Source organism: Corallococcus sp. AB032C (genome assembly GCF_003668935.1).
In the GTDB taxonomy this organism is placed as follows: Bacteria; Myxococcota; Myxococcia; order Myxococcales; family Myxococcaceae; genus Corallococcus; species Corallococcus exiguus.
Genome location: NZ_RAWP01000008.1, coordinates 88,991 through 111,936 on the forward strand (window position 1 = coordinate 88,991; position 22,946 = coordinate 111,936).

Sequence of the window (22,946 nt, forward strand, 5' to 3'; positions counted from 1 at the left end):
GTGCGTCGGATGCCACGACGCGTCCGACCCTTCGTGATGACCGCGGTGATGGGTGTGCTCGCGGGATGCACGCCCACCACCGCCGGGCCCATGGTGATGCGCCTGGGCCCGGGCATGCCCAAGGACAACTTCTTCCAGCTGGGCCTGCGCGCCGGCCCCCGCCTCAACGCCCCGCAGCTGTCGGAGCGCGGGGAGAACGGCACCTTCCAGGGCGACGCGAAGCCCTTCAACAATGAGCAATGGGGCATCGACATCGACGGCTCGGTGACGGTGCCCGTGAGCGACCGGCTGTCGTGGCACGTGGGCCTGCAAGGCGAGTTCGTCGGCCTGCCTGCGCCCGGCTACGGCGTCTACTCCGGCGTGTCGTATTACATCGGCTCGGAGAAGGTGGGCATGGCGCCGGCCCTCTCCCTGCGAGGCGCGTCCGACTTCGGGCTGGGTGACACGGACAGCACCAGCAGCCTGTTCGGCGTGGAGGCCACCTGTGCGTTCACCGTGCAGCCGGAGCCCGGCATGTCCCTGGGCCTGGTGCCGTTCTTCAGCGTGCAACAGTCGCTGGTGAATCCCGGCTCGCAGGTGACGACGCACTTCTACGGTGCGGTGGTGGCGGCGCAGCTCAAGTTCGGCGAGTCGCGCACGAAGCTGGAGCTGTCCGGCGGCTTCGGCCGGGCGCACTCGGGTGACACCAGTTGGAACGCGCCCGTGGCGGGCGTACGCGGAGGACGCTGAGCATGGAAGCCCTGGACCTGTGGGTGCGCAACACCTCCGAGGTGCTCACCGTGGAGGGCACCCACCGCGAGCCCGCGGAAGCAGCCCTCACCCCGCGCCCGGGAGCGGGCATTGGCGTGAAGGACGGACGCGTGGCCTACGTGGGCCCGGAGTCCGGCCTGCCCAGGGGCGCGCTCACGGACGCGACGGAGATCATCGACGCCGAGGGCGGCTTCGTGGGTCCGGGCTTCGTGGATCCGCACACGCACCTGGTGTTCGCGGGCGAGCGCTCCGCCGAGTTCGACCTGCGCAACCAGGGCGCCACGTACCTGGAAATCGCCAAGGCAGGCGGCGGCATCGCCAACACGGTGAGCGCCACGCGCGCCGCGAGCGAGGAGGAGCTGGCCACGCTCGCCCTGCCCCGCCTGGAGCGGCTGCTCGCGCAGGGCGTGACGACCGCCGAGGTGAAGAGCGGCTACGGACTGAACCTGGCGGATGAGCTGAAGATGCTGCGTGCGGTGCGCCGCCTGGGCACGCTGTCCCCGCTGGAGCTGGTGCCCACGCTGCTGTGCGCGCACTCGGTGCCGCCTGAGTACAAGGACCGCCGCGCGGAGTACCTGGACCTCTGCATCAACGAGATATTGCCCGCCGTGGCGCGCGAGGGACTGGCGCGCTTCTGCGACGTCTTCACCGAGGACAGCGCCTTCACCGTGGAGGAGTCCCGCCGGCTGCTCAACGCGGGCAAGGCGCTGGGCCTCACGCCGCGCCTGCACGCGGATCAGCTCACCGCGTGTGGCGCTTCGGCGCTCGCCGCGGAGGTGGGCGCCACCAGCGCGGACCACCTGGAGCAGGTGACGGACGAAGGCATCCGCGCGCTCGCCGCCGCGAACGTCACCGCCGTACTCGTGCCTACCTCCACCCTCTTCCTGCGCATGCGCCCCTACGCGCCCGGCCGGAAGCTGCGCGACGCTGGCGTCAACATTGCTTTGGGTTCCAACGTGAATCCCGGCTCGTCCATGACGGAGAACCTGGCCTTGGTGCTGGGGCTCGCCTGCCTGGAGAACGGCCTGTCAGCCGCGGAGGCCTACTGGGCCGCCACCCGAGGGGCCGCGCAATGCTTGGGGTTGCAACGGCAGGGGCGGCTGGCCGTGGGTGATGCGGGCGACCTGGTGGTGTTCGCCTGTCGCAGTTACCGGCATCTGCCTTATCATCTGGGTATCAGTCACGCGCGCGTGGTGGTGAAGGGCGGACGTGTGGTGTTTCGCGCGCGTATGAATCACTGTCCCTGAGTGGATGCCGCTGAACAACTGGCATCGGCCGAGGGGGCAGGTGGAACTTCCCTCGTGGGCCGGCCGTTGTAGAGATCAGCTGCCACCATGTGCCGATTATTTGGATTCAGGAGTGCTGTTCCCGCCGCTGTCCATACCGCCCTGGTGACGGAGAGGAATTCCCTCCTCATCCAGTCGCGTGAGCACAAGGACGGTTGGGGTATCGCCACGTACGGGCAGGAGTCCTCGCCGCTCGTCGCACATGGCGTGGGCCCCGCGCACTGCGACCCCGACTTCGAGCGTGTGTCGAGCCAGGTCTCGGCGCGCACCGTGGTGGCGCACATCCGGCTGGCGAGCGTGGGGGCGGTGGAGCTGCGCAACTCGCACCCGTTCCACTTCGGCCGCTGGTCCTTCGTGCACAACGGCACGCTGCGCGAGTTCGCGAAGCACAAGGCCACCGTGGAAGGGCTCATCCACCCGGAGCTGCGCGTCAACATCAAGGGCACCACGGACAGCGAGCGCTGCTTCTACCTGTTCCTGTCGCGGCTGTCGGCGCGCGGGCCGCTCGACGGCACGGTGAGCGTGGAGGCGATGGCGCAGGCGCTCGCGGAGACGATGACGCTGGTGTCCACGCTGACGGACGTGCCGGGAAGCCGCGAGCCGAAGGAACGCTCCGCGATGAACTTCCTCGTCACGGACGGCGAGGCGATGGTGGCCACGCGCCGCAACCGCACCCTCTTCATTTCCTCCGGTATCAGCGGCTGCCCGGAAGCCCTGCGCACGCCGAACACGGGGGTGCCGCTCCAGCAGTTCCTCGTCTCCAGCGAGTCGCTGTGCGGCGGGCCGCACTGGGTGCCGGTGGATGAAGAGGACGTGGTGGGCGTGGACTCGCGGCTCACGTTCCACCGCTGGAAGGTGCAGACGCTGGCGGACGGGGTGCTGAACCCGCGGCCGCCAGAGCAGCACGCCCTGGTCTGATTCAGCCCAGCCACGCCTCGAGCAACGCGGCAGGACGCGCGCCGAAGGCCTCCACGTCGAGGCTCCGCGCGTCTTCTCCCTCATGGCGGAGCGTGACGCGCAGGAAGTCGCGCGGCGCGGCCTGGGGGATGCGGTCCAACCACTCCACCAGCATCGCGTGGTCACCGCCCACCAGGTCCAGGAACCCGGTGGCGTACAGCTCGTCGTAGTCCGTCAGGCGGTACAGGTCCGCGTGGTACAGCGGGATGCGGCCCGCGTACGGGTAGACGATGGCGAAGGTGGGGCTGGCCACTTCCGACTGCGCCACACCCGCCCCTTCCGCCACGCCGCGCACCAGGTGCGTCTTGCCCGCGCCCAGGTCGCCAATCAGCCCCACGAAGTCCCCGGGGTGGAGAAGCAGTCCCAGCTTCACGCCCAGCCGGTGCGTCTCCTCCGGTGACGGAGACACCAGCCGCCGCGAGCGCGTGGGCTGCAACTCTCCGCTCATCGCGTCCTCCGCGCCGCGACAAGGCCGCGGCCCACGCTCACATCCGCCCGGCGAGGAGACATGAGGCGCGGCAACCACGTGCGCATCGCACCCTCCGCGCCGAGCATCGCGTCCGCCGCGCCGCGTTCAGGCCGAGGCCCACGTGCACGTCTGCCAGGCGCCGAGGCATGAAGTGTTGCGCCCGCGCCTCGCATCGAGCCCTCCGCGCGGAGGCAGGACCGAGCGCCGCAAGGCGCGAAGGCGCGAAGTACCGCGTCCGCGCCGCTCATCGCTCCCACCGCGTCCAGACGTGGCCCAGGCCCACCAGCAGGTCCGTGGCGATGAGGCCCAGCAACCCGCGCTGCTGGGCCATCAGGTCGCCCGCGAGCCCGTGCGCGTACACCGCCGTCCACGCGGCCTTGGGCAGCGGAATCCCCTGCGCGAGCAACGCGCCGCACACGCCCGACAGCACGTCGCCCGTGCCGCCAGTGGCCATGCCCGCATTGCCCGTGGGGTTGATGAACACGCGCCCGCCCGCCTCCGCGATGAGCGTGCGCGAGCCCTTGAGCACCACCGTGCAGTTGAGCGACGTGGCCAGGTTGAGCGCCACGCCCACGCGGTGCGCCTGCACGTCCTTCGTCGTCCGGCCCCACAGCCGCGCCATCTCCCCGGGATGCGGCGTGAGCACCACGGGCCCCTTCGCCTCCCGCAGCACCTTGAGGTCCTCGGCGACGGCATTGAGCGCGTCCGCGTCCAGCACCGCGGGCACCTCCACGGACGCCAGCAGGTCACCAATCAGCGCGCCCGTCTCCGGCCCTCGAGGGATGCCCGGCCCCATCACCAGCGCGTCCTTGCCCTCCAGCGCGGACTTGAGGGCCTCCAGGTCGCCCTTCCCCAGCGGGCCCTCCCCGGGCAGCGGGATGCCCATGATCTCCGGCGAGTGCGCCATCACCCACGGCAGCGCCTCCGGACGCGTAGCCACCGTGACGAGCCCCGCCCCGCTGCGCAGCGCAGCCAGGGCCACCATCGCCGCGGCGCCTGTCTTGCCCGGGCTGCCCGCCACCACCAGCACGTGGCCGTAGGTGCCCTTGTGCGAATCCGCGCGCCGCTTGGGCAGCGCCTCGCGCGCGTCCTTCTCCTCCACGCGGAACAGCTCCGCGCCGGACACCGCGCGAGTGGACTCACCACCCAGGCCGATGTCCACGCGCCGCACGTCGCCGCACAGCGACGCGCCGGGCTCCAGCTCATGCGCGGGCTTCACGAAGCCGAAGGCCACCGTGACGTCCGCCTCCACGCACGGAGAGAAGGGCTCCGCCGTGTCGCTCTGCAGGCCAGAGGGCACGTCCGCGGCCACCACCTTCGCCCCCGCGCGCCGCCACCGCGCGACCGTGCCGATGGCGTCCGCGAAGACGCCCTCCGGCGCGCGCTTCAGGCCGGTGCCAAAGAGGGCGTCCACCACCACGTCGCCCGGGCCCGCCTCCGGCAGCGCCTCGAAGGCGCGCGGCGACTCACCGAAGCCCTCCAACGCCTGGAGGTTGCGCTTCGCCTCCGAAGTGAGCTTGCCGGTGTCCCCCACCAGCGACACCACCACCCGGGCGCCTCCCTCCAGCAGGAAGCGCGCGGCGACCAGGCCATCCCCGCCGTTGTTGCCGGGGCCGCAGAGCACCGTGAAGCGCCCGCCCGCGCCCGCGATGCTCCGGGCGGCCTCCGCGAGCGCCCGGCCCGCGTTCTCCATCAACAGCCCGGACGGCATCCCGTGCTGATCCTGGGCGGCCTTCTCGGCCTCTCGCATCTGGTTCGCGGTGAGCACGCGCTGCATGGCTTCCAACCTCCCTACTTCGTCTGGAGCACCACCGTGGCCGCGGCCACGCCGGCATCATGGGTGAGCGCGAGCATCGCGTCCCACCCCCGCGCTTCCATCACTTCACGGGCCACGCCGGAGAGCACGAAGCGCGGCGGACCGCCCTCGCGCACCACCTCCATGTCCCGCCACTTCACGCCCGGAGGCACGCCCATCGCCTTCACCAGCGCCTCCTTCGCCGCGAACCTCGCCGCGTACGCGCTGGCCGCGTCGTGCCGGGGCGCGCAGTACGCGCGCTCACCGTCGGTGTACACGCGCGCGAGGAACGCCTCCGCGCGCGGACCGTCGAGGATGCGCTGGATGCGCTCGATGGAGCAGAGGTCCATCCCCAGTCCGACGATGGGCATGCGGGCCTACCCCGGGTCGCGCATCAGTTCGAGCATCTCACGCACCGCGCGCTCGAAGCCCACCAGCACCGCGCGCGCCACGATGGCGTGCCCGATGTTCAGCTCGTCGATCTCCTGGATGCGAGCGATGGCCTGCACGTTGTCGTAGTTGAGCCCGTGCCCGGCGGCCACGCCCATGCCCAGCTTGGCGCTCGCCTTGGCCGCGTCCACGATGCGCGCCAGCTCCCGCGCGCGCTCCTTCTCGTTGCGCGCCTCGCAGTAGCGGCCCGTGTGCAGCTCAATCCGGTCCGCGTTCACCTTGTGCGACGCGCGCACCTGGTCCAGGTCCGGGTCGATGAACAGCGAGACGGCGATCTCCCCGTCCTTGAGGTTCTTGATGATCTTCGCGATGGACTCGCGCTGGCCCGCGACCTCCAGGCCGCCCTCGGTGGTGAGCTCCTCGCGCCGCTCGGGGACGAGCGTCACCACGTCCGGCTTGTACTCGTAGGCGATCTTCACCATCTCCGCGGTGGCGGCCATCTCCAGGTTCAGGAGCGTCTGCACCGTCTCACGGAGGATGCGCAGATCCCGGTCCTGGATGTGGCGCCGGTCCTCGCGCAGGTGGATGGTGATCTGCCGGGCGCCGGCCAGCTCCGCCATCGCCGCGGCCGTCACCGGATCCGGATACACGGTGCGCCGCGCCTGCCGCAGCGTCGCCACGTGATCCACGTTGACACCCAGTCGCTGTCCCATCGTCCCGCTCCTTGCGCTGGCGCGGTGCGGGATTGTCCAGGGACCCGGGCCCGCGCCGGCCCCTCTATTCGTGGCCGGCGTCCGGAAGTCAACCGCTGTCGCTAGCCGTTGAGCGCCTTGGAGAGCGCCTCGACGATTTCGCGGGCGTACGCCTCGTTGCGCGCCGCGTCCTCGCCCTCAATCAGCACGCGGGCCTTGGGCTCCGTGCCGGAGAAGCGCACCAGCACGCGGCCGTTGTTGCCCAGCTTCTGCTCCACGTTCTTGATGGCCTTCATCACCGTGGGCAGCTCACCCAGCTCGCGCTTCTGCTTCACCACGACGTTGAGCAGCGTCTGCGGCACCGGCTGGAAGATGGACGCCAGCTCCGACAGCGGCTTCTGCTGGCGGCACATCACGGCCAGCAGCTGCAGCGCCGCGAGCGTGCCATCGCCCGTGGTGGTGTGGTTCAGGAAGATGAGGTGGCCGCTCTGCTCGCCACCCAGGCTGTAGCCATTGCGGCGCATCTCGTCCACGACGTGCCGGTCGCCCACGCGCGTGCGGACCACCTTCACGCCCCACTGGGACACCGCGCGCTCCAGGCCGATGTTGCTCATCACCGTGGAGACGAGCGTCTTCTTCTTCAGCTCCTTGCGCGCGACGAGCTCACCCGTGCAGATGGCCATGATGGCATCGCCGTCCACGACGTTGCCCTTCTCGTCCACGACGATGAGGCGGTCCGCGTCGCCGTCCAGCGCGACTCCCAGGTGGGCGCCGTGCTTCACCACCGCCTTGGCCAGGCCCTCCGGGTGGAGCGCGCCGCACTTGTGGTTGATGTTCTTGCCGTCCGGGGACACGCCCAGCGCGATGACCTTCGCGCCCAGCTCCTCCAGCACCGCGGGCGCCGTGCGGTACGCCGCGCCGTTGGCGCAGTCCACCACGATGGTCATCCCCTCCAGCGTCAGCTCGCGGGGGAAGGTGGCCTTCAGGTAGACGATGTAGCGGCCGCGCGCGTCGTCCAGGCGGATGGCCCGGCCAATCTTCGTCGCCGTGGGGCGGATGTTGTCGATTTCGCCGCTGGAGACCAGCTCTTCAATCTTGGCTTCCGTCTCATCCGGTAGCTTGAAGCCGTCGCGCCAGAAGAACTTGATGCCGTTGTCCTGGTACGGGTTGTGGGACGCAGAGATGACGGCGCCCGCGTCCGCGCGCATGGACGTGGTGAGGTTGGAGATGCCGGGCGTGGGCAGCGGGCCCACCTGCTCCACGTCGACGCCCATGGAGATGAGGCCGGCGGACAGGGCCTGCTCCAGCATGTAGCCGGACAGCCGCGTGTCCTTGCCCACGATGACGCGGTGGCGGTGCGGACCGTTGCGGATGAGGTACGCCAGGGCGCGGCCGAGCTTCATCGCGACCTCGGCCGTCATCGGATAGACGTTGGCCACGCCACGAACGCCGTCCGTGCCGAACAGCCGCTCCGTCTTCTGAGCTTCCTTGGGGGGCATGTCCATCCTGTACGCCATGTGTGCCGCTCCACCTTTCCCATTGCCGGAAGGGCTCCGGCCACTCGCGTCCGGGGCTTATACCCCGTCCGGCACGTGGGCCCGAAGCTAGGGATGCGGTGTCACCCAGGCAAGCGCCCGGGCGTGCGGACCTGGCCTGTCTACGACGTTGGGGCTTGCCCCCGTCAGCCGCCGTACAGGTCGCCGCCGCCCCGGGCCCTCCGGATGGCGTCCGCCACCGCCAGCGCGTCCCGCGCCTCGCCCACGTCGTGCACCCGCACCACGTCCGCGCCCCCCAGGATGGCCATGGCCGCCACGGAGCCCAGGGTGGCCGCCAGGCGCTCCTGGGGGTCCTTGCCGCCCGTCAGCTTTCCGAGGAAGGACTTGCGGCTGGTGCCCACCAGCAGGGGCTGCCCCAGCCCCCGCAGCTCCTCCAGGCGGCGCAGGAGGAAGAGGTTGTGCTCCAGCGTCTTGCCGAACCCGATGCCCGGGTCCAGGAGGATGCGCTCGCGCGGGATGCCCGCCTCGGTGGCCTGGAACATCCCCTCCTCCAGGTAGTCCATCACCTCTCCCACGACGTCCTGGTAGCGAGGCGCCTCCTGCATCGTCTTCGGCAGGCCCTGGATGTGCATGAGGCAACACGCCGCGCCCGCGGCGGCCACCACGCCGGCCAGCGCCGGCTCCGAGTGGAAGCCGGTGACGTCGTTGATGAGGTGGGCGCCGGCCTTGAGCGCCTCCTTCGCCACCGCCGCCTTCGTGGTGTCCACGGAGATGGGCACGGTGGAGCGGCGCTTGATGCCCTCCACCACCTGGAGGATGCGCGCCAGCTCCTCATCCGCGGACACCGGGAGCGAGCCCGGCCGGGTGGACTCGCCGCCCACGTCGAGGATGTCCGCGCCCGCGTCCACCAGCTTCATCGCGTGCTCCACGGCGCTGGCCGCGTCCGGGAAGCTGCCGCCGTCGGAGAAGCTGTCCGGCGTCACGTTCACCACGCCCATGAGGTACGTGCGCGTGCCCCACTCGAACCGGCGCCCGCTCAGGGTCAGCGCCGGCATGGGCGCGGGGGACAGCACCTCCTCCAGGGCCCGCGCCAGGCCATCCGTGCGAGGCGACTTGCGGGCGAGCGAAATCAGCCGGTCGAACTGCTGGCGGCTGCCGGACAGGAGCACCTCGCCCGGGTGGTCCACGTGTCCGCCCGGCGTCCAGGTGGGCAGCTTCTCCCGCTCCTTGGAGCCGTACGGCGGCACCAGCTCCTCCTCGTAGGAGGGACGGCCCCCGGTGACGAGCACGTGCGCGTAGCCCAGCTCGCGCGCCAGGTGCTCGCGGTTGCGAGGAGACAGGTTCAGGCGGCGGAGGACCAGCGACAGGTCGTCGGGCCGGTCGCGGGAGATGAGGCGTGCGCGCAGCACGGTCAGGACCCCTTCAAAGCGTGTGGACGGCGGTGAATCAGTGTCGCCGCTTCGCCGGGTCCAGGGAAGGGAGGACGACTGGAACGCGCAGGGGCCCTCCTCCACGGCGAAAAGCAGAAGGCCCTCCCCGGTACGCGGGAAGGGCCTTCGTCACTTCAGGTGGGAACCTGGAAGGGCGTTACGCCTTCTTCGGCTCCATGTTGGGCAGGCCCTCGAGCGCGTCGAGGATCTTCCGCTTGTCCTTCTTCTCCGTCGGCTTCGGCGAGGAACTCACGCGCGGCGCCGGGCGCTCACGGGTGAGCTGGCCACCCTGGAGGATGATGTTCACGTCCTCGGCGTCGAGCGTCTCGTACTCCACCAGGGCGTCGGACACGCGCTGGAGCACGTCCAGCTTGTCCGTGAGCAGCTGCTTGCCGGTGGTGTAGCAGCCCACGACGATGCTGCGGACCTCCATGTCGATCTGCCGGGCGGTGTCCTCGGAGTAGTCCTTGGACGAGTTGAAGTCGCGGCCCAGGAAGACCTCACCGTCGCTCTTGCCGAACGCCAGCGGGCCCATCTTCTCGCTCATGCCCCAGCGGCACACCATGGCGCGCGCCGTCTCCGTCGCCCGCTCGATGTCGTTCGCCGCGCCGCTGCTCATCTCGTTGAACATGAGCTCTTCGGCGATGCGGCCACCCATGGCCATGGTGATCTGGTCGAGGATCTGCTTGCGGTAGCCGTTCACCTTGTCCTCGGTGGGCAGGCTCCAGGTGACGCCCAGGGCCTGACCGCGCGGGATGATGGTGACCTTGTGCAAGGGGTCGCAGCCGGGCAGCAGCTTGGCGAGGAGCGCGTGACCGGCCTCGTGGACGGCCGTGTTCCGCTTCTCCTTGTCGGTCATGATCATGGACCGGCGCTCCGGGCCCATGAAGACCTTGTCCTTCGCCTGCTCGAAGTCCGCCAGGTCCACGCGCTCCTTGTTCTGGCGCGCGGCCATCAGGGCCGACTCGTTGACCAGGTTCTCCAGGTCCGCGCCCGTCATGCCGGGCGTTCCGCGGGCGATGACCTCCAGCTCCACCTCCGGGGCCAGCGGCACGCGGCGGGTGTGCACCTTCAGCACGCCCAGGCGGCCCTTGAGGTCCGGACGGGGAACGATGATGCGGCGGTCGAAGCGGCCCGGGCGCTGGAGCGCCGGGTCCAACACGTCCGGACGGTTGGTGGCGGCGATGAGGATGACGCCGTCATTGGACTCGAAGCCGTCCATCTCCACCAGCAGCTGGTTGAGCGTCTGCTCACGCTCGTCGTGACCGCCGCCCAGGCCCGCGCCACGGTGGCGGCCCACGGCGTCGATCTCGTCGATGAAGATGATGCAGGGGGCGTTCTTCTTGCCCTGCTCGAAGAGGTCGCGCACGCGGCTGGCGCCGACGCCCACGAACATCTCCACGAAGTCCGAGCCGGAGATGGAGAAGAACGGGACGCCCGCTTCACCGGCCACCGCGCGGGCGAGCAGCGTCTTGCCCGTGCCCGGGGGGCCCATCATCAGGACGCCCTTGGGGATGCGGCCGCCCAGCTTGGTGAACTTCTTGGGGTCCTTGAGGAAGGCGACGATCTCCTCCAGCTCCTCCTTGCACTCGTCCACGCCGGCCACGTCCGCGAACGTGACCTTGTTGTGGCTCTCGCTGAGGAGCTTCGCCTTCGACTTCCCGAACGTCATCGCCTTGCCGCTGCCGCCCTGGAGCTGGCGCATGAAGAAGATGAAGAACAGGAACAGGAAGACGACCGGCATCCACTGCCCGAGGATGGTCAGCCAGAGGCTGTTCTGCTCCTCGCGCTCGTACTTCACGTCCACGCCGGAGGCGCGGAGCTGGTTGAGCACGGCCACGTCCGGCGGGGGCCCCGTCGTCCGGAACTTGTCGTTCGAGTCGCTGAACGTACCGGAGTAGGTATTGCCCTTGACGGAGACGGCACGGACCTTCTTCTCCTCCACCTTGGTCAGAAGCTGGGTGAAGGTCGGTTCCTGCACCTGCTCGTTGCCTTGCGAGAAGAAATTGTAGAAGGCGACGAAGAGGACGATCAGGATGACCCAGAGCCCGATGGTCTTGTAGGTCGAACGCACGTTTCAGCTGCCCTTTCGGTACTCGGCGGGATGAGGGCCGTGCCAGGAGGAACCCTGGCGAAGTTCGTCATGTGCCCGGCGCCCGCCCGTGTGCAGGCCAGCGACGGACCGTATCAGCAACAGCAAAAAGCCCTCAACTATTTAGGGGACCGCGACCATCCCCCTGTTTCGAAGCTTCGACTCTATAACGGAGGGGTCTTCCGTTCGCTCGTGAGCGGAGGAAAGGCCCACAGCGAGTGTCGGGAAGCCACCTCGCGCGAAGCCGCACCCGGTTCGACGAAGCGCGGCAGGACGCCGGGAAGCCACAGCGGTTCCCCGCGCGCGTCCACCACCACCGGCTGCGCGTCGCGCGCCTCCGAAGGAACGCGGGCATCCACCATCACGTCCTGCACCTTGCGGTGGCCCGCGCGCGTCCGGACGCGGTCGCCCTGCTTTCTCGAACGCACCGTGAGTGGCCACGCCGTCCCCTCCTCCAACATCAAGGCCAACACGCCTGGGGGCGGAAATCCTTCCGCGGCCACCTGGAAGCGCCACGCGCCGAAGTCCCCCTGGGCTCCCGGCCCCGCGAGCACCAGCGGCGCGGGCGGTGATTCCCCTCCAGGTCCCACACACCGCACCCGCCCGCCGGTGGCCTTCAGGAGGAAGCCGTCGCTCAGAGGAATGACACCCCCGCGCGCCACCACCTCCCGCGCGCGCTCCAGCGTGGCGTGGTCCACCCGGGCGCCCGCCGTGCCCAGCAGCCGTGCGAGCACGCGGCGCCACAGCGGAGGCTCCAGCGCGCGAAGCCCCACGGCGTCCAGGCCGCCCCCGGACAGCGCCAGCCGCTCCCACGCCGCGTCCGCCAGCCCATCGAGCAGGGCTTCGTCCTCGGAGGCGAGCCGCGCGAAGGTGGCCAGGTGCTCCACGGTGCTGAAACCCGCCGCGCGGCTCAGCGCGGGCAGCACGTCCTGGCGCACACGCGTGCGGAAGAAGGACGGGTCCGCGTTCATCGGATCCACCACGAACCCCACCTCCTCGGTGGTCAGGAAGGCGAGCACGTCCTCGCGCGAGCACGCGAGCAACGGGCGGAGGAGCGTGGCAGCACGGGCGTGGATGGAGCGTGCGCCCCGGAGCGCCGTTCCCCGGGACAGGCGCATCAGCAGCGTCTCCGCCTGGTCATTGAGCGTGTGGCCGGTGGCCACGAAGTCCAGGCCGCGCTCCTGTCGCAGGACCTCCAGGGTCGCGTACCTCCCCGCGCGCGCCCGCGACTCCAGCCCCGCCCCGGGCGACAGCGCGAGCCGCCGGACGTGGCAGGTCAGCCCCAGGCGTTCCGAAAGACCTACGACGGAGGTCACCTCCTCCGCGGCCTCCGCCCGGAGACCGTGGTCCACTGTCGCCACCTCCACGTGCAGCGCCAGCGCCTCGCGCACGCGCGCCGTTCCGACGAGGAGCGCGGTGGAGTCCGCGCCTCCGGAGACGGCCAGCAGCACCGAGCGCGAACGGGCGCCGTGCTCGGCATACGAGCGGGCGAGCCTGCCGGGCAGCGAGGAGCTTTCAGGAGACGCGCGAGGCATGGCGCCAGCGTTCGGAATGGAGTGTCAGATGACCGGGTTACAGATTCGCGGTGACGGAAGGCGTGGGGATGCATTCCATGATTCCCACAACGGAAGGACGCGGGGCGGAAATAGAACGGCGCTTCGCGGTTGTTGGTCGGACGTTCTGGACTTCATGACGTTGGACCTAGGGGTCCCCCCCCTCCCCCTCTGGGTCCACGGGGCCGCTCGGAGATTCGCTCCCTGCGGTCCCTCTTTCCGAAGCGCCCCGGTCTCCCCTGTGGAGGCCGGGGCGTTTCACTTTTTTGACCGGGGCACTCTTTGTCGGAAGTGGAGCGTTCAGCCCTCGGGCGCACGCTTGAGTGCTCCGAAACCGTTGACCCTTCAGGGCGTCTGTCGGATAACCGCTCCGGTGTGTTCAGGTCGTCACCTCGAATCCGCCCCGGAGACCCAGGCATGGCAGGCACCGACAAGCGCAAGCAGTCGCTGTACTTCCCCGAGGAGATGCTGAAGGAGATCCAGGAGGAAGCGAACCGGCAGGACCGTTCTCTCTCTTGGGTGGTGCAGCAGGCCTGGAAGATCGCCCGCGACCGCATCAAGTCGTTCCCTGCCGTGAATGACGTCACGGGCGACGAGCGCACGGACCCGCGCGAAGAAAGGCCGTAAGGCAGGGCAATGGCCACCACGGATCACCGCAAGCAATCCCTCTACTTCCCCGAGGACATGCTGGAAGAGATCCAGCGTGAGGCAACGCGGCAGGATCGTTCCCTGTCGTGGATCGTCCAGCAGGCATGGAAGGTCGCCCGCGCTGACATCCGCCGCATGCCCTCGGTCAACGACGTGTTGGGCCCCCTGCCTCCACGGCCGGTGGCCGCCGCGGCGCAGACAGCCACCTCCGCTCCCGCGGTGGTGACGTCCAGCGCCCCGGCATCCTCGGACGAGCCCTCCAAGCCGTAGGGCTCCATCCACCCCGGCCCCCGTAAGTCCGACACCGCGCGAGACGTCAGCGCGGGGCGGGCCGGGAGGGCCGGGCACAGTTAGCGAAGACGATGCGCGGGGCTTCCTTCAGCGCCTGGACCGGGCTGGGGTACGTGCTCTTCATGTACGCCGCCGCGATGTTGGCGTCCGTGCCGCCCAGCTTGCGCGCGGTCACCGGGTTGCGGTCTGGGTCCTGACCCGCGTTGCCCAGGATGCCGCCGTAGCCGTCCCCTCCCGACAGCAGGAACGTGGACATCGCCACCCGGTAGCGGATGGACGCGTCGTCGCGCGCGGGGATGGACACGGCGCGGCCGCGCACGCGCAGCTCCGCCACGCGCTGCCCCGCGGGACGCGCGCAGTCCACGCGCATGCTGGTGCCGTCGGACACGTGGAGGAACGCGCCGGACGGCGACAGGATGGCCTGCCCTTCCAGGGCCAGCGTCTCCACGGAGTGCTCGAAGAGGTCCACGAGCTGCTTCTCCGTGAGGTCCACCGTCACGACGAGGTTCTCGAAGAGGATGACCTCGTGCAGGACGCCGTCGGTGAGCGGCCCGGTGCGCAGGGACGTGCGGGTGACGCACAGGCCCTCGTCGCGCAGCGAGCCGCCGTTGATGATGCCCAGCTCCGTGGCCTTCGAGGCGCCGTCCTCCGCGTGGAGGAACGCGTCCGCGGCCAGCTGCCCCAGCGCGTTGTTGTCGTGGCGGGTGAAGGCGGAGCCCAGTTGCACTTCCTCGCCCAGGTAGCCCACGACGGCGTCGGGGTCATCCACCAGCGGGGTGCAGGAGTCGTTGTACGCGAGGCACCCGGGCAACAGCGCGAGTGCCGCGAGCGCGGCGGTGAGGTGGCGGCGGTCCATCAGTAGAAGGCCCTCAAGGTGAGGTAGCCGGACACGCCCTCGCGCGGCAGCAGGCCGGTGACGCGGTCCGGACGGGGCACGTCGTCGCGCAGGTCGTGGTCGAAGAGGTTCTGTGCGTAGAGCGTCACCTCGAAGTGCTCCCAGATGGGCTCGGTGCGCAGCTGCGCGGTGATGAGGCTGTACGCGGGAATCTCATAGCGGCGGATGAGCTCCAGCGTGGAGCGGTTGTTGTTGCGGCGCTCGGCGCCGGAGCGCACCACCACGTCCAGGTTCACCCAGTCCCCCAGAGGCATGGACACGCCCGCGTTGAAGCGCGCCTGGGGCACGTCCGTGAGCAGCCGGGCCTGCTCCGGCACCTCCAGGTCCTGCGCGCGGGACAGGCTGGCGTTGACCCACGCGGCGGCGCGCTTGGACGCCTCCAGGCGGGCCTCCGCCTCCACGCCGTACACGCGCACGCCCAGCTCGCGGTTGCGCAGGGGGACGATGTTGCCGCTGGTGTCCACCGGGGTGATGGGCGAGGCGAAGTTCTGCAGGAAGGCGTTGGCGCGCACTCGCACCCGGGTGTCGCCCGCGGCCTGGACCAGGTCGATGCCCAGCTCGAAGGTGTCCACGGTGGTGGGCTTCAGGAGCGGGTTTCCCTCGAAGCGGCCCTGGTTGTAGTCGGTGTCGGGGATGCGCTCGACCAGCTCCTGGGGCGTGGGGGCGCGGAAGGCGCGGCCATACAGCGCCTTGAGCACCAGCGCGTCCGACGCGGCGATGACCAGGCCCACGCGCGGGTTGACCCGCACCACCATCTTGCTGGCGTCGAGCGTGCCTGACGCCTCCGCGTCGGGAAGCTGGATGGCGTCCAGGCGCAGGCCGAAGGTGAGCGTGAGCGCGGAGAGCACGGTCCACTGGTCCTGCGCGGAGAGGCCCAGGTTGAGGCGGCTGGAGGCCGCGCCCTTCGTGAGGTCCACCAGTCCTTCAGGGGCGGCGGGGCTGGGGCGCAGGCGGCCATCGAGCGTGTAGTTCGTGGTGTAGTCGTACTGGGACAGCGACTGCTGTTCGGCGACGAAGCCCAGGGTGAGGTGGTTCTCCTTCGTCAGCGCGAGGTCCGCGTCCACGGAGGCCGTCACGGTGCGCACGGTGACCTGCGTCTGCTCCTGGAGTCCCTCGGGGAAGAGGCGGTCCGCGCCGTCGCCGGTGCGGAACTCCAGGGGCGTGAGCTGGAACATGCGGTCGGTGGACTGCTGATCGAAGCCCAGCCGGGCGCGCACCTGGCCGCCGTCGGAGAGGGGCCGCTCCCAGGTGAGGTCCGCGAGGAGCACGTCCCAGGACAGTTGGGAGTCGTTGCCCACGGTGTCGAACAGGCCGACGAGCGCATCGCGCTTCTCGGAGAGGTAGCGCGCGGTGATGCCCACGCGGCCGGCGCTGTCCAGGCCGTAGGACACGCCTCCGCCCGCGTTGAGGAGGAAGCGGCCGTCACGGGTGCGGCCCGCGGGCTGGTCCACGTCGCGAAGACCCTGAGCCACGGACTCGTCATCGAGCGCGTCGTGGTCGATGACGAGTGAGTCGCCTTCCTGCGTCCAGAGGTCTAGGTCCGCGAACAGGCGCAGGTCGCCGGTGGTGTGCGCGGCGGACAGGTGGCCGTCGGTGGCGAGCGCCAGGCGGCCGTCATCGCGAGGGACACCGCCGGTGGTGATGGCGCCGCGGACTCCGTCGGCGTGATTGGTGACGAGGTTGACGACGCCCTGGAACGCGCCCGCGCCGTAGACGGCGGAGCCGGGGCCGCGGATGACTTCGATGCGCTCCAGGTTCTCCACCGGCAGGTTCATGAGAGCCTTGCCGTCGAAGAAGTTGTTGAGGCGGTGTCCGTCGAGGAGGAAGAGCACCTCCGCGTCGTTGCGCAGGCCCCGGATGGCGGTGCGGTGGAAGCCCTGCACGTCGCGGCTGACGGACACGCCGGGCACCACGTCCAGCACGTCCGCCACCGTGCGGGCGCCCAGCGCGATCATCTGCGAGCGGTTGAAGGACGCTCCGATGGCCGGCACGGTGCGGACGGACGCCTCCTGGAGGGTCGTCACCGCGAGCACGTCCTCCGCGCTGTAGAGCGCCAGGTCGTCGTCCATGGCGGTGGGGGATGAGGAGGAAGCGCGGGAGTCGGGGCGAGGCTCCGGAGGAAGGTCCGCGTTGAGCGCGGCCATCGCGTCGTCGGAGCTGGAAGCGCGCGTGTTGCCTCCGTCAGCACGGCCGGGAGCCCGCGAGTCCGTACCGCTCGCGCGAGCCGGGGCGCGCGGGTCGGGCGCGTCCGTTCGGGTCGAAGCGCGCGAACCATCCGTTCGGGCCGTGGGCGAAGCTGGTGTATCCGTGCGGATGGGGGCTCGCGAATCCGTGCCGTCCGTGCGGCTCGAAGCGCGTGCATCGGGCGCGTCCGTCCGGGACGAAGCCCGCGAGTCCGTACCGCCCGTGCGGCTCGAAGCACGTGGATCCGTACCGCTGGGGGTGCTCGATGCGCGTGGGTCGGAAGCTCCCGGACGGGAGTCCACGCTGTCCGTTCGATTCGAAGTCCGCGAATCGGTGGTCCCCGCGCGTGCGCCCGTTCCATCCAGACGCCCTGCGGGAGGAGGAAGAGTCGGAGCGCTCCCCGAGTCATCGTCCTCCCCTGCCCCCGACGGCGGCGCGAAGGCATCGATGTCGGGCGTGGACTTCGGGGCGTCACGGGTCCCCTTGCGGACCGGTGGCGCGCGGACCGGCGGAGGCTCCGCGGTCTGCGTCCCCACCATCACCCTCGCGGGCCGGAGCGCGGACATGAAGAGCGGCGCGCGCTCCCCATTCACCATCGCCGCTTCGACGAAGTACTCCACTCCGGGTGGCACCATGTGCTCTGCGGGAATCACCGCGCGGTACAGGTCTCCGTACTGCCGCTCCATGGAGACCTGGACGTACGGCTCGCCCGGGCCGCGGTAGCGGACGAAGAGCTCCAGCACCTTGGCGCCATCCACCAGCGTTGCATCCAGCTGGAGGGGCTGACGGGCCTCGGCGCGCGGCTGCGATGCGTGCAGCAGCGCGGCCTCTTGAGCGTGGACGGGGACCGCGGCGAACACCACGGCACAGAGGATGAGCGTGCGAGGAAGAACGGTCTGCAAGATTGTCGGCGATGGTCCGTTGCAGGGCCATGCGAGTCAAGCAAGCCACCCGCCCGCGTCCCGCCGATTTTTTGCCGCCCCCGCGAGCGCATGCGACGGTGCCTGTCGCTCCATGCGCGCGTCGCTTGCCCTTCACCTCGCCCTCTTCCGCCGCCAACGCGCCCAGATCGCCCGGGTGGTCGAAGGCCGCACCGAAGCCTTCCGCGCCTACGAGGCCCGCTACCGCCGGCGCACGAGCACCTACCAGAGCGTGGTCTCCCTGAGCCACGTGCACCAGCGCATCGCGGCGTCGGACCTGATCTACGTCGGCGACTACCACACGCTGCCGCTCGCCCAGCAGACCTACCTGGACCTCGCCGAGCGCGCCCTCGCCTCCGGACGCCGCGTCGTGCTGGCGCTCGAGTGCGTGGAGGGCCGTCATCAGGCCGCCCTCGACGCGTACCTCGCGGGACGCCTGCCCGAGCGCACCCTGATGTGCCGGCTGGGCCATGGCCCCACCCCGGGCTTCGGTCCCGGCGCCGGCATCCGCGCCGTGCTGGCCTTCGCGAAGCGCCTCAAGCTCCAGGTGGCCGCCATCGACCGGCGCGCCCAGGGAGAGCGTTCGCTCGCGCTGCGCGACGCCTTCGCCGCGGAGCGCATCGCCCGTGTGGCCCGAGCGGAGGACGTCCCGCTGGTGATGGTGCTGGTGGGCCAGTTCCACGCCGCGCCCTGCCACCTGCCCGCGCAGGTGGAGCGCGCGTTGGGAGACGCCCATCCGCGCCGCGGGCTCGTCGTGTACCAGAACGCCGAGGGCCTCTGGTGGCGCCTCGCGCGCGAAGGCCGGCTGGGCAGCGCGGAGGCCGTGGAGCTGGCGGACGGCGCGCTGTGCCTGATGAACGCCTCGCCCGTCCTCTGCCAGCAGAGCTTCCTGGACTACCTGGAGGCCGAAAGCGACGACGCGCCCCTGTTGGACCGCAGCGCCGCGGAGCGCTTCCGGGACATGGCGGAGCTCATCGGTGGGCTCGCGGGCGTGTCCGTGGGGCGCGAGCTGGACTCGGTGGAGGTGACGACGGCGGCGGATGGCGACGTGCTCGCCCGCATCCGCCGGCGCGGCCGCTTCACGCAGGCGGAGCTGTCCCAGCTGCGCAAGCACATCCTGTCGCGCGAGAGCGGCTACATCCCGCGCGCACGCACGGCCTATCTCGCGTCACTGTCCCTGAACCACGCCGCGGAGGAGGCCGCCCACTTCGTGCGCCACTGCGCCGTGGGCGACGCCATGGACGCCCCGCGCGGCGCGTCCGAGGCCTTCTACGCACGCTGTCTGGAAGAGGCCCTGGGCTTCTTCGGCTCCAAGCTGATCAACCCGCGCCGCACCTGCCCCAACGTCACGGAGTGGGCGAAGCGCTTCGGCGAGGCCCGGGGCCTGGAGCGGCAGATCGCCGCCTTCGTCCTCGCCCACAAGGCCACGGAGTCCGAGGCCCCCGACGAGGCCGTGAAGCTCCTCCCCCTGCGCCGCGACCGCCTGTTCCACGGCGTCAGCCACGCGCTCGGCTACCTCCTGGGGGACAGCCTCTACCGGGCCTTCGACGCCGGTCAGGTGGACATCGCCGACATCCGCGCCCTCTTCCGGGATCCGCTCGTGGATCCGCGCGGCGCGTACCTGGCATGGGCCGCGCGCCTGCGGGGCATCTAGTCCTCCGGTGGCATCGCGGCTGCTGAATCCCGCATCCGATTGACGCTACATTCCGGCGGCATGACCCCATCTCCTCGTCCGCTCACGGGCGTTGTGTCCGCTGTCCTCCTGTCCCTCGCCGTGGGCCTCGTGCTGCCCGGGTGCTTCCCCACTCAGGGTGCCTGCGTCCATGGCTCGTCCATCTATTTCTGCAATGAGGACACCGAAGACGAGTGCCGCGACTTCTGGTGCGACGGCTGGGACTACTGCGGCTACTTCGACGGCGACTCGTGCGAGGACGTGGGCTTCTCTGACGGCGAGGTGTCGCTGAACAGCTTCTCCGAGCCGAGGACGCCCGACTGGAGCTGGGGAACGCCTTCCGGCGGCGGTGGCGGCAGCGGCAACGGCGCGTGCGCCTACTACGATTCGAACCTGAACCGCGTGCTCTGTGATCAGCGCACCTCGGCCTCCAGCTGTTCGGGCAAGTGGATGGGCAACGGCACCAACTGCTCCACCCTCAAGTGCACGAGCAACACCGACCCCAACAGCTGCACTGTGTCGGGTGGAAGCTCGGGCGGCACCTGCACGTCCACCTACCAGGGGCCCACCGGCGACGCGCAGGTCTACACGCAGTGCGCTTCCGTGTGGAACTACCGCTGCCAGCAGAAGAACGACAGCGCCGCGGACCAGAACTGCCTCGTCTACGACTCGCTCGAGGCGACGGTGGAGTGCCCGTACTGCCCTTGAGCCACCGGGCCGGTGGGCCGCGAAGCAGCGGTCCACCGGCAAGCGGGAGCGCTGAAGCTCAGGCGCGGTTGGCGATGGTCTTCGGCGGCAGCTTCAGCACCTGGCCCACCTTGATGTGGTCCGGGTCCTTGAGCTGATCCTTGTTGGCCTCGAAGATCTTCGTGTACAGCTTCATGTCCCCGTAGATGTCCTTGGCGAGCTTGCTGAGCGTGTCGCCGGACTTCACGGTGTGGACGCCGTAGGGCTCGGCGTGGTTCACGGTGAGCATCACCATGATCTCGTCGTTCCACTTCGGGTGCTTCGCCTTGATCTGATCCCACATGCGATCGCGGTCGAAGGCGTGGTCGACGGTGCCCTTGATGACGAGCTTGCCGTTCTCCTCGCGCGCTTCGACCTTCGCGCCCACGTTCTTCGCCACGTCCAGCACGTCCTGGTAGTCGTTCTGCAAAGCCATCCGTGTCCTCCTGTCGTGAGGGCGCGAACTCAAGCACCCGCCCCCTGGCAATGACGGACCGCCGGGAACGACGTGAACGAAGCTCAACACTGCGGAGCCAGGAGCTGTTCAGAGCACCACGTCCGCGCCGGGCTCCGGTGCGACGTTCAGCTCCTCGGGCGGTGCGAAGGTGCCGTCTGGCCGCAGCTCACGCAGGACCTCCTCGCGGCTCAGGCGCACCTCGCGGATGGTGCCATCTGGCGACAGCGCGTAGACGCGGTCCTGGTCTTCCACGCCCACGAAGAGGCCGCCCAGCGCGGGATGGAGCATCACCAGCGCGAGCTCCGTCTCCAGCGGCCCCGGGAAGAGCACGTGCGCGTGCGCGGAGAACTGGGGCCGCTCGCCGTCCGCGTCCGGCGCGACCGACACGGGGATGAGCCCCTGGTGCAGGGGCAGCTCCTGGAGCTTCTGACGGCCGTCCTTGCTGAAGCGGAAGCGGAAGTCGCCGCCAAGCAGGTACAGGTTCGAGTCGTCGAAGCCCTGGAGCACGTAGACGGTGATGCCGTTGTCCTCCTCCAGCACGACAGGCTTGAGCTGCTTGCGCCCGTGCACCTGGTAGACGCGCTCGCAGGCTGCGCTCGCTGCGCGGGCCAGGGCGTCCATGCCTTCGGGCAGGGACTCGACGGGGAAGTCCTCCATCTCGCCGGAGAACTCGATGGGCGCGCGGTACGCGTACGCGGGAACGAACGCGTCCTGAGGATTGAAGCGGCCGAAGACGGAGTACCAGGCATTGCCGCGCGGCACGGTGAAGACCCCGTTCACCCGCGAGCGATCCACGTCCGGACGCGCCTGCAGCAGGTCCGTGGCGCTGGTGGTGCCCTTCTCCGATTCGACAATGTACTGCGCGCGCTTCTGCACGCGCTGGAGCTCCTTATCCGCCACCAGGTCCACCGGTGACTCCGCCGCATCCGGCGTGCCCACCGGGGCCTGCGCCGCTTCCGCCTGGGTCGCGCTGGAGTGCGCGCGGCAGCCAGCGGTCAGGGCGACGAGAGCGACGAGGAGACTGCGAAGCATGGGGACTCCCGCGGACGTAAGGGCCCGGTCAGTCTGTGCCGGCCGGGGCCCTCGCGTCACGTCCCCCAATCACAGCGGGACCTCAGGCGCCCTGCTGCGTGGGCGCCAGCGCCGCCTTGATCTTCTCCTTCAGCGCCTTGCGGCGCTCCTTGAACTGCGAGCGCGTGGTCTCGTCGACCTGGCCGTTGCTGGAGGCGCGCGCGGCCTTCATCTCCTCGTGGAGCTGCTTGGCCTCCGCCTTGAAGCCGTCCGCCTGGGCCTGCGTCAGGCGCCCTTCGGCGACCTGCTTGTCCAGCCGGTGATCCATGCGGCCGAACTTGTGGCCCCCGCCGCCGTGCTTGCCCCGGCGGCCCTCGCACTGCCCGGCCTTGGCGTTGGAGTCGGACGGCGCGGCCGTCTGGGCGAGCACGGGCACGGCGAGGAGCAGCGTGGCGACGGCGGTACCGCGAAGCATGGACTTGAGCGACATGGTGTGTGGACTCCGGGTTCAGGTCAAAACGCTCCGGGAGCAGCCGTGCAGCCTGCTTCCCGTCGCGCTCTGACACTCAAAACCCCGGAGCCCGCCGAAGGTTAAATCGCCTCCGGAAAACCGCTGGCTACTGGCAGTCCGCCAGGCCGTAGGTGAAGTCCTGGCGAGGCGTGTGGCCCGGGTCCTGGTTGATGGCCGCGATGCTCAGGTCCGTGTACGACACCGTCTGCGTGCTGCCGATGACCATCTGCGTGCGCTGCACGCGCGTGGTGGACAGCACCACCTTGCCAATCGAGCCACCGGGCTCGACGCGGTAGCAATTCATGATGCGCGGATCCACCGTGGAGCGCAGGCACTGCGTGTACTGCCCCAGCACCGTGCGCTTCTCATACGTGCAGCGGCAGTCCCAGGGGTCATAGGCCTCCACCACCGTGGCCGCCTCGTAGCCCGTGGAGGTCTGGACCACCTCCAGGTAGCTGCCATCCTGCGGCTGCGTGCAGCGCATCAGCGTGTCACCCACGGCACCCTGCTTCACCTCCGCCAGCGCGGGATCCACCTTCACCTGCGCGCCCGCCTCGATGGCCTGCAGCGAGTCCCTCGCGTCCGCACCCTCACAGCCCAGGCCCAGCAGCGACACACCCAACAGCACGACCGCGGAAAGACGCAGCGACACCTTCATGGACGACTCCTACGAATGGGGGGATGTCCGGGAGGACCCGGACATCTCACCTGTAGGCTTTCG

At 70.1% G+C, this 22,946-nt stretch carries 21 protein-coding genes; 7 read left to right on the forward strand and 14 right to left on the reverse strand.

From position 1 onward, the window contains the following. The first annotated feature begins 9 nt into the window (after window positions 1–9). The 3 genes from D7X99_RS05145 to D7X99_RS05155 all read left to right on the forward strand — a co-directional run bounded on the left by D7X99_RS05145 (window position 10) and on the right by D7X99_RS05155 (window position 2,954). The gene (locus D7X99_RS05145; protein ID WP_121776743.1) at window positions 10–729 is read left to right on the forward strand and encodes a hypothetical protein; all 720 of its coding nucleotides are present in this window, start codon (window positions 10–12) and stop codon (window positions 727–729) included. 2 nt (window positions 730–731) lie between these two features. Beyond that, the gene (hutI, locus tag D7X99_RS05150; protein WP_121776744.1) at window positions 732–1,997 is read left to right on the forward strand and encodes an imidazolonepropionase; all 1,266 of its coding nucleotides are present in this window, start codon (window positions 732–734) and stop codon (window positions 1,995–1,997) included. Between the two features lie 87 nt (window positions 1,998–2,084). Next, on the forward strand, window positions 2,085–2,954 hold the full coding sequence (locus D7X99_RS05155) for a class II glutamine amidotransferase (RefSeq protein ID WP_121760463.1): 870 nt from the start codon (window positions 2,085–2,087) through the stop codon (window positions 2,952–2,954). Between the two features lies 1 nt (window position 2,955). Here the strand turns inward: D7X99_RS05155 and tsaE are convergent, their stop codons facing one another. The 8 genes from tsaE to tilS all read right to left on the reverse strand — a co-directional run bounded on the left by tsaE (window position 2,956) and on the right by tilS (window position 12,892). Then, window positions 2,956–3,441, reverse strand: a complete 486-nt coding sequence (gene tsaE / locus D7X99_RS05160; protein WP_121776745.1) for a tRNA (adenosine(37)-N6)-threonylcarbamoyltransferase complex ATPase subunit type 1 TsaE — start codon at window positions 3,439–3,441, stop codon at window positions 2,956–2,958. Window positions 3,442–3,706: 265 nt separating this feature from the next. Continuing rightward, window positions 3,707–5,239 carry an NAD(P)H-hydrate dehydratase gene (locus D7X99_RS05165; protein WP_121776746.1) on the reverse strand — a complete coding sequence of 511 codons (1,533 nt, stop codon included), beginning with the start codon at window positions 5,237–5,239 and terminating at the stop codon, window positions 3,707–3,709. 14 nt (window positions 5,240–5,253) lie between these two features. Continuing rightward, window positions 5,254–5,628 (reverse strand): holo-ACP synthase, encoded by a 375-nt coding sequence (locus D7X99_RS05170; protein ID WP_121776747.1) that lies wholly within the window; start codon window positions 5,626–5,628, stop codon window positions 5,254–5,256. Between the two features lie 6 nt (window positions 5,629–5,634). Continuing rightward, window positions 5,635–6,360: a pyridoxine 5'-phosphate synthase gene (locus D7X99_RS05175; protein ID WP_120550607.1), complete on the reverse strand. Its 726-nt coding sequence runs from the start codon at window positions 6,358–6,360 to the stop codon at window positions 5,635–5,637. Between the two features lie 101 nt (window positions 6,361–6,461). Beyond that, window positions 6,462–7,856, reverse strand: coding sequence for a phosphoglucosamine mutase (gene glmM / locus D7X99_RS05180; RefSeq protein WP_120595760.1), 1,395 nt, complete (start codon window positions 7,854–7,856; stop codon window positions 6,462–6,464). Window positions 7,857–8,020: 164 nt separating this feature from the next. After that, entirely contained in the window at window positions 8,021–9,244 is a 1,224-nt protein-coding gene (folP, locus tag D7X99_RS05185) for a dihydropteroate synthase (protein WP_121776748.1), read from the reverse strand. Between the two features lie 178 nt (window positions 9,245–9,422). Beyond that, window positions 9,423–11,339, reverse strand: coding sequence for an ATP-dependent zinc metalloprotease FtsH (gene ftsH / locus D7X99_RS05190; protein WP_120574347.1), 1,917 nt, complete (start codon window positions 11,337–11,339; stop codon window positions 9,423–9,425). A 182-nt stretch (window positions 11,340–11,521) separates the two neighbouring features. Next, on the reverse strand, window positions 11,522–12,892 hold the full coding sequence (tilS, locus tag D7X99_RS05195; protein ID WP_121776749.1) for a tRNA lysidine(34) synthetase TilS: 1,371 nt from the start codon (window positions 12,890–12,892) through the stop codon (window positions 11,522–11,524). A gap of 435 nt (window positions 12,893–13,327) precedes the next feature. On the opposite strand from tilS, the gene D7X99_RS05200 reads away from it, so the two are divergent. Both D7X99_RS05200 and D7X99_RS05205 read left to right on the forward strand, forming a co-directional pair. Next, window positions 13,328–13,537: a TIGR04563 family protein gene (locus D7X99_RS05200; protein WP_014396356.1), complete on the forward strand. Its 210-nt coding sequence runs from the start codon at window positions 13,328–13,330 to the stop codon at window positions 13,535–13,537. 9 nt (window positions 13,538–13,546) lie between these two features. Next, the gene (locus D7X99_RS05205; protein ID WP_014396355.1) at window positions 13,547–13,828 is read left to right on the forward strand and encodes a TIGR04563 family protein; all 282 of its coding nucleotides are present in this window, start codon (window positions 13,547–13,549) and stop codon (window positions 13,826–13,828) included. Between the two features lie 46 nt (window positions 13,829–13,874). On the opposite strand, the gene D7X99_RS05210 is transcribed toward D7X99_RS05205, so the two are convergent. Together D7X99_RS05210 and D7X99_RS05215 are read right to left on the reverse strand one after the other, a co-directional pair. Continuing rightward, complete coding sequence (locus D7X99_RS05210; RefSeq protein ID WP_121776750.1) at window positions 13,875–14,705, reverse strand: 5'-nucleotidase C-terminal domain-containing protein; 831 nt, start codon at window positions 14,703–14,705, stop codon at window positions 13,875–13,877. Further along, window positions 14,705–17,830, reverse strand: a complete 3,126-nt coding sequence (locus D7X99_RS05215; protein WP_121776751.1) for a TonB-dependent siderophore receptor — start codon at window positions 17,828–17,830, stop codon at window positions 14,705–14,707. Before D7X99_RS05215 ends, D7X99_RS05210 begins: the two co-directional genes overlap by 1 nt. 112 nt (window positions 17,831–17,942) lie before the next feature. Between D7X99_RS05215 and D7X99_RS05220 the strand changes: the two genes are divergently transcribed. Together D7X99_RS05220 and D7X99_RS05225 are read left to right on the forward strand one after the other, a co-directional pair. After that, window positions 17,943–19,502 (forward strand): ChaN family lipoprotein, encoded by a 1,560-nt coding sequence (locus D7X99_RS05220; RefSeq protein WP_121776752.1) that lies wholly within the window; start codon window positions 17,943–17,945, stop codon window positions 19,500–19,502. Window positions 19,503–19,562: 60 nt separating this feature from the next. Then, a complete protein-coding gene (locus D7X99_RS05225) occupies window positions 19,563–20,228 on the forward strand; it encodes a hypothetical protein (RefSeq protein WP_147476030.1) in 666 nt (221 codons plus the stop codon). A gap of 58 nt (window positions 20,229–20,286) precedes the next feature. Here D7X99_RS05225 and D7X99_RS05230 read toward each other — a convergent pair whose 3' ends face one another. The 4 genes from D7X99_RS05230 to D7X99_RS05245 all read right to left on the reverse strand — a co-directional run bounded on the left by D7X99_RS05230 (window position 20,287) and on the right by D7X99_RS05245 (window position 22,883). Beyond that, window positions 20,287–20,682, reverse strand: a complete 396-nt coding sequence (locus tag D7X99_RS05230) for a LysM peptidoglycan-binding domain-containing protein (RefSeq protein WP_121776754.1) — start codon at window positions 20,680–20,682, stop codon at window positions 20,287–20,289. Between the two features lie 108 nt (window positions 20,683–20,790). Next, window positions 20,791–21,735: a hypothetical protein gene (locus tag D7X99_RS05235; protein WP_121776755.1), complete on the reverse strand. Its 945-nt coding sequence runs from the start codon at window positions 21,733–21,735 to the stop codon at window positions 20,791–20,793. Between the two features lie 82 nt (window positions 21,736–21,817). Next, on the reverse strand, window positions 21,818–22,204 hold the full coding sequence (locus D7X99_RS05240; protein ID WP_121776756.1) for a hypothetical protein: 387 nt from the start codon (window positions 22,202–22,204) through the stop codon (window positions 21,818–21,820). A 127-nt stretch (window positions 22,205–22,331) separates the two neighbouring features. Next, on the reverse strand, window positions 22,332–22,883 hold the full coding sequence (locus D7X99_RS05245; protein WP_121776757.1) for a hypothetical protein: 552 nt from the start codon (window positions 22,881–22,883) through the stop codon (window positions 22,332–22,334). Window positions 22,884–22,946 lie beyond the last annotated feature (63 nt).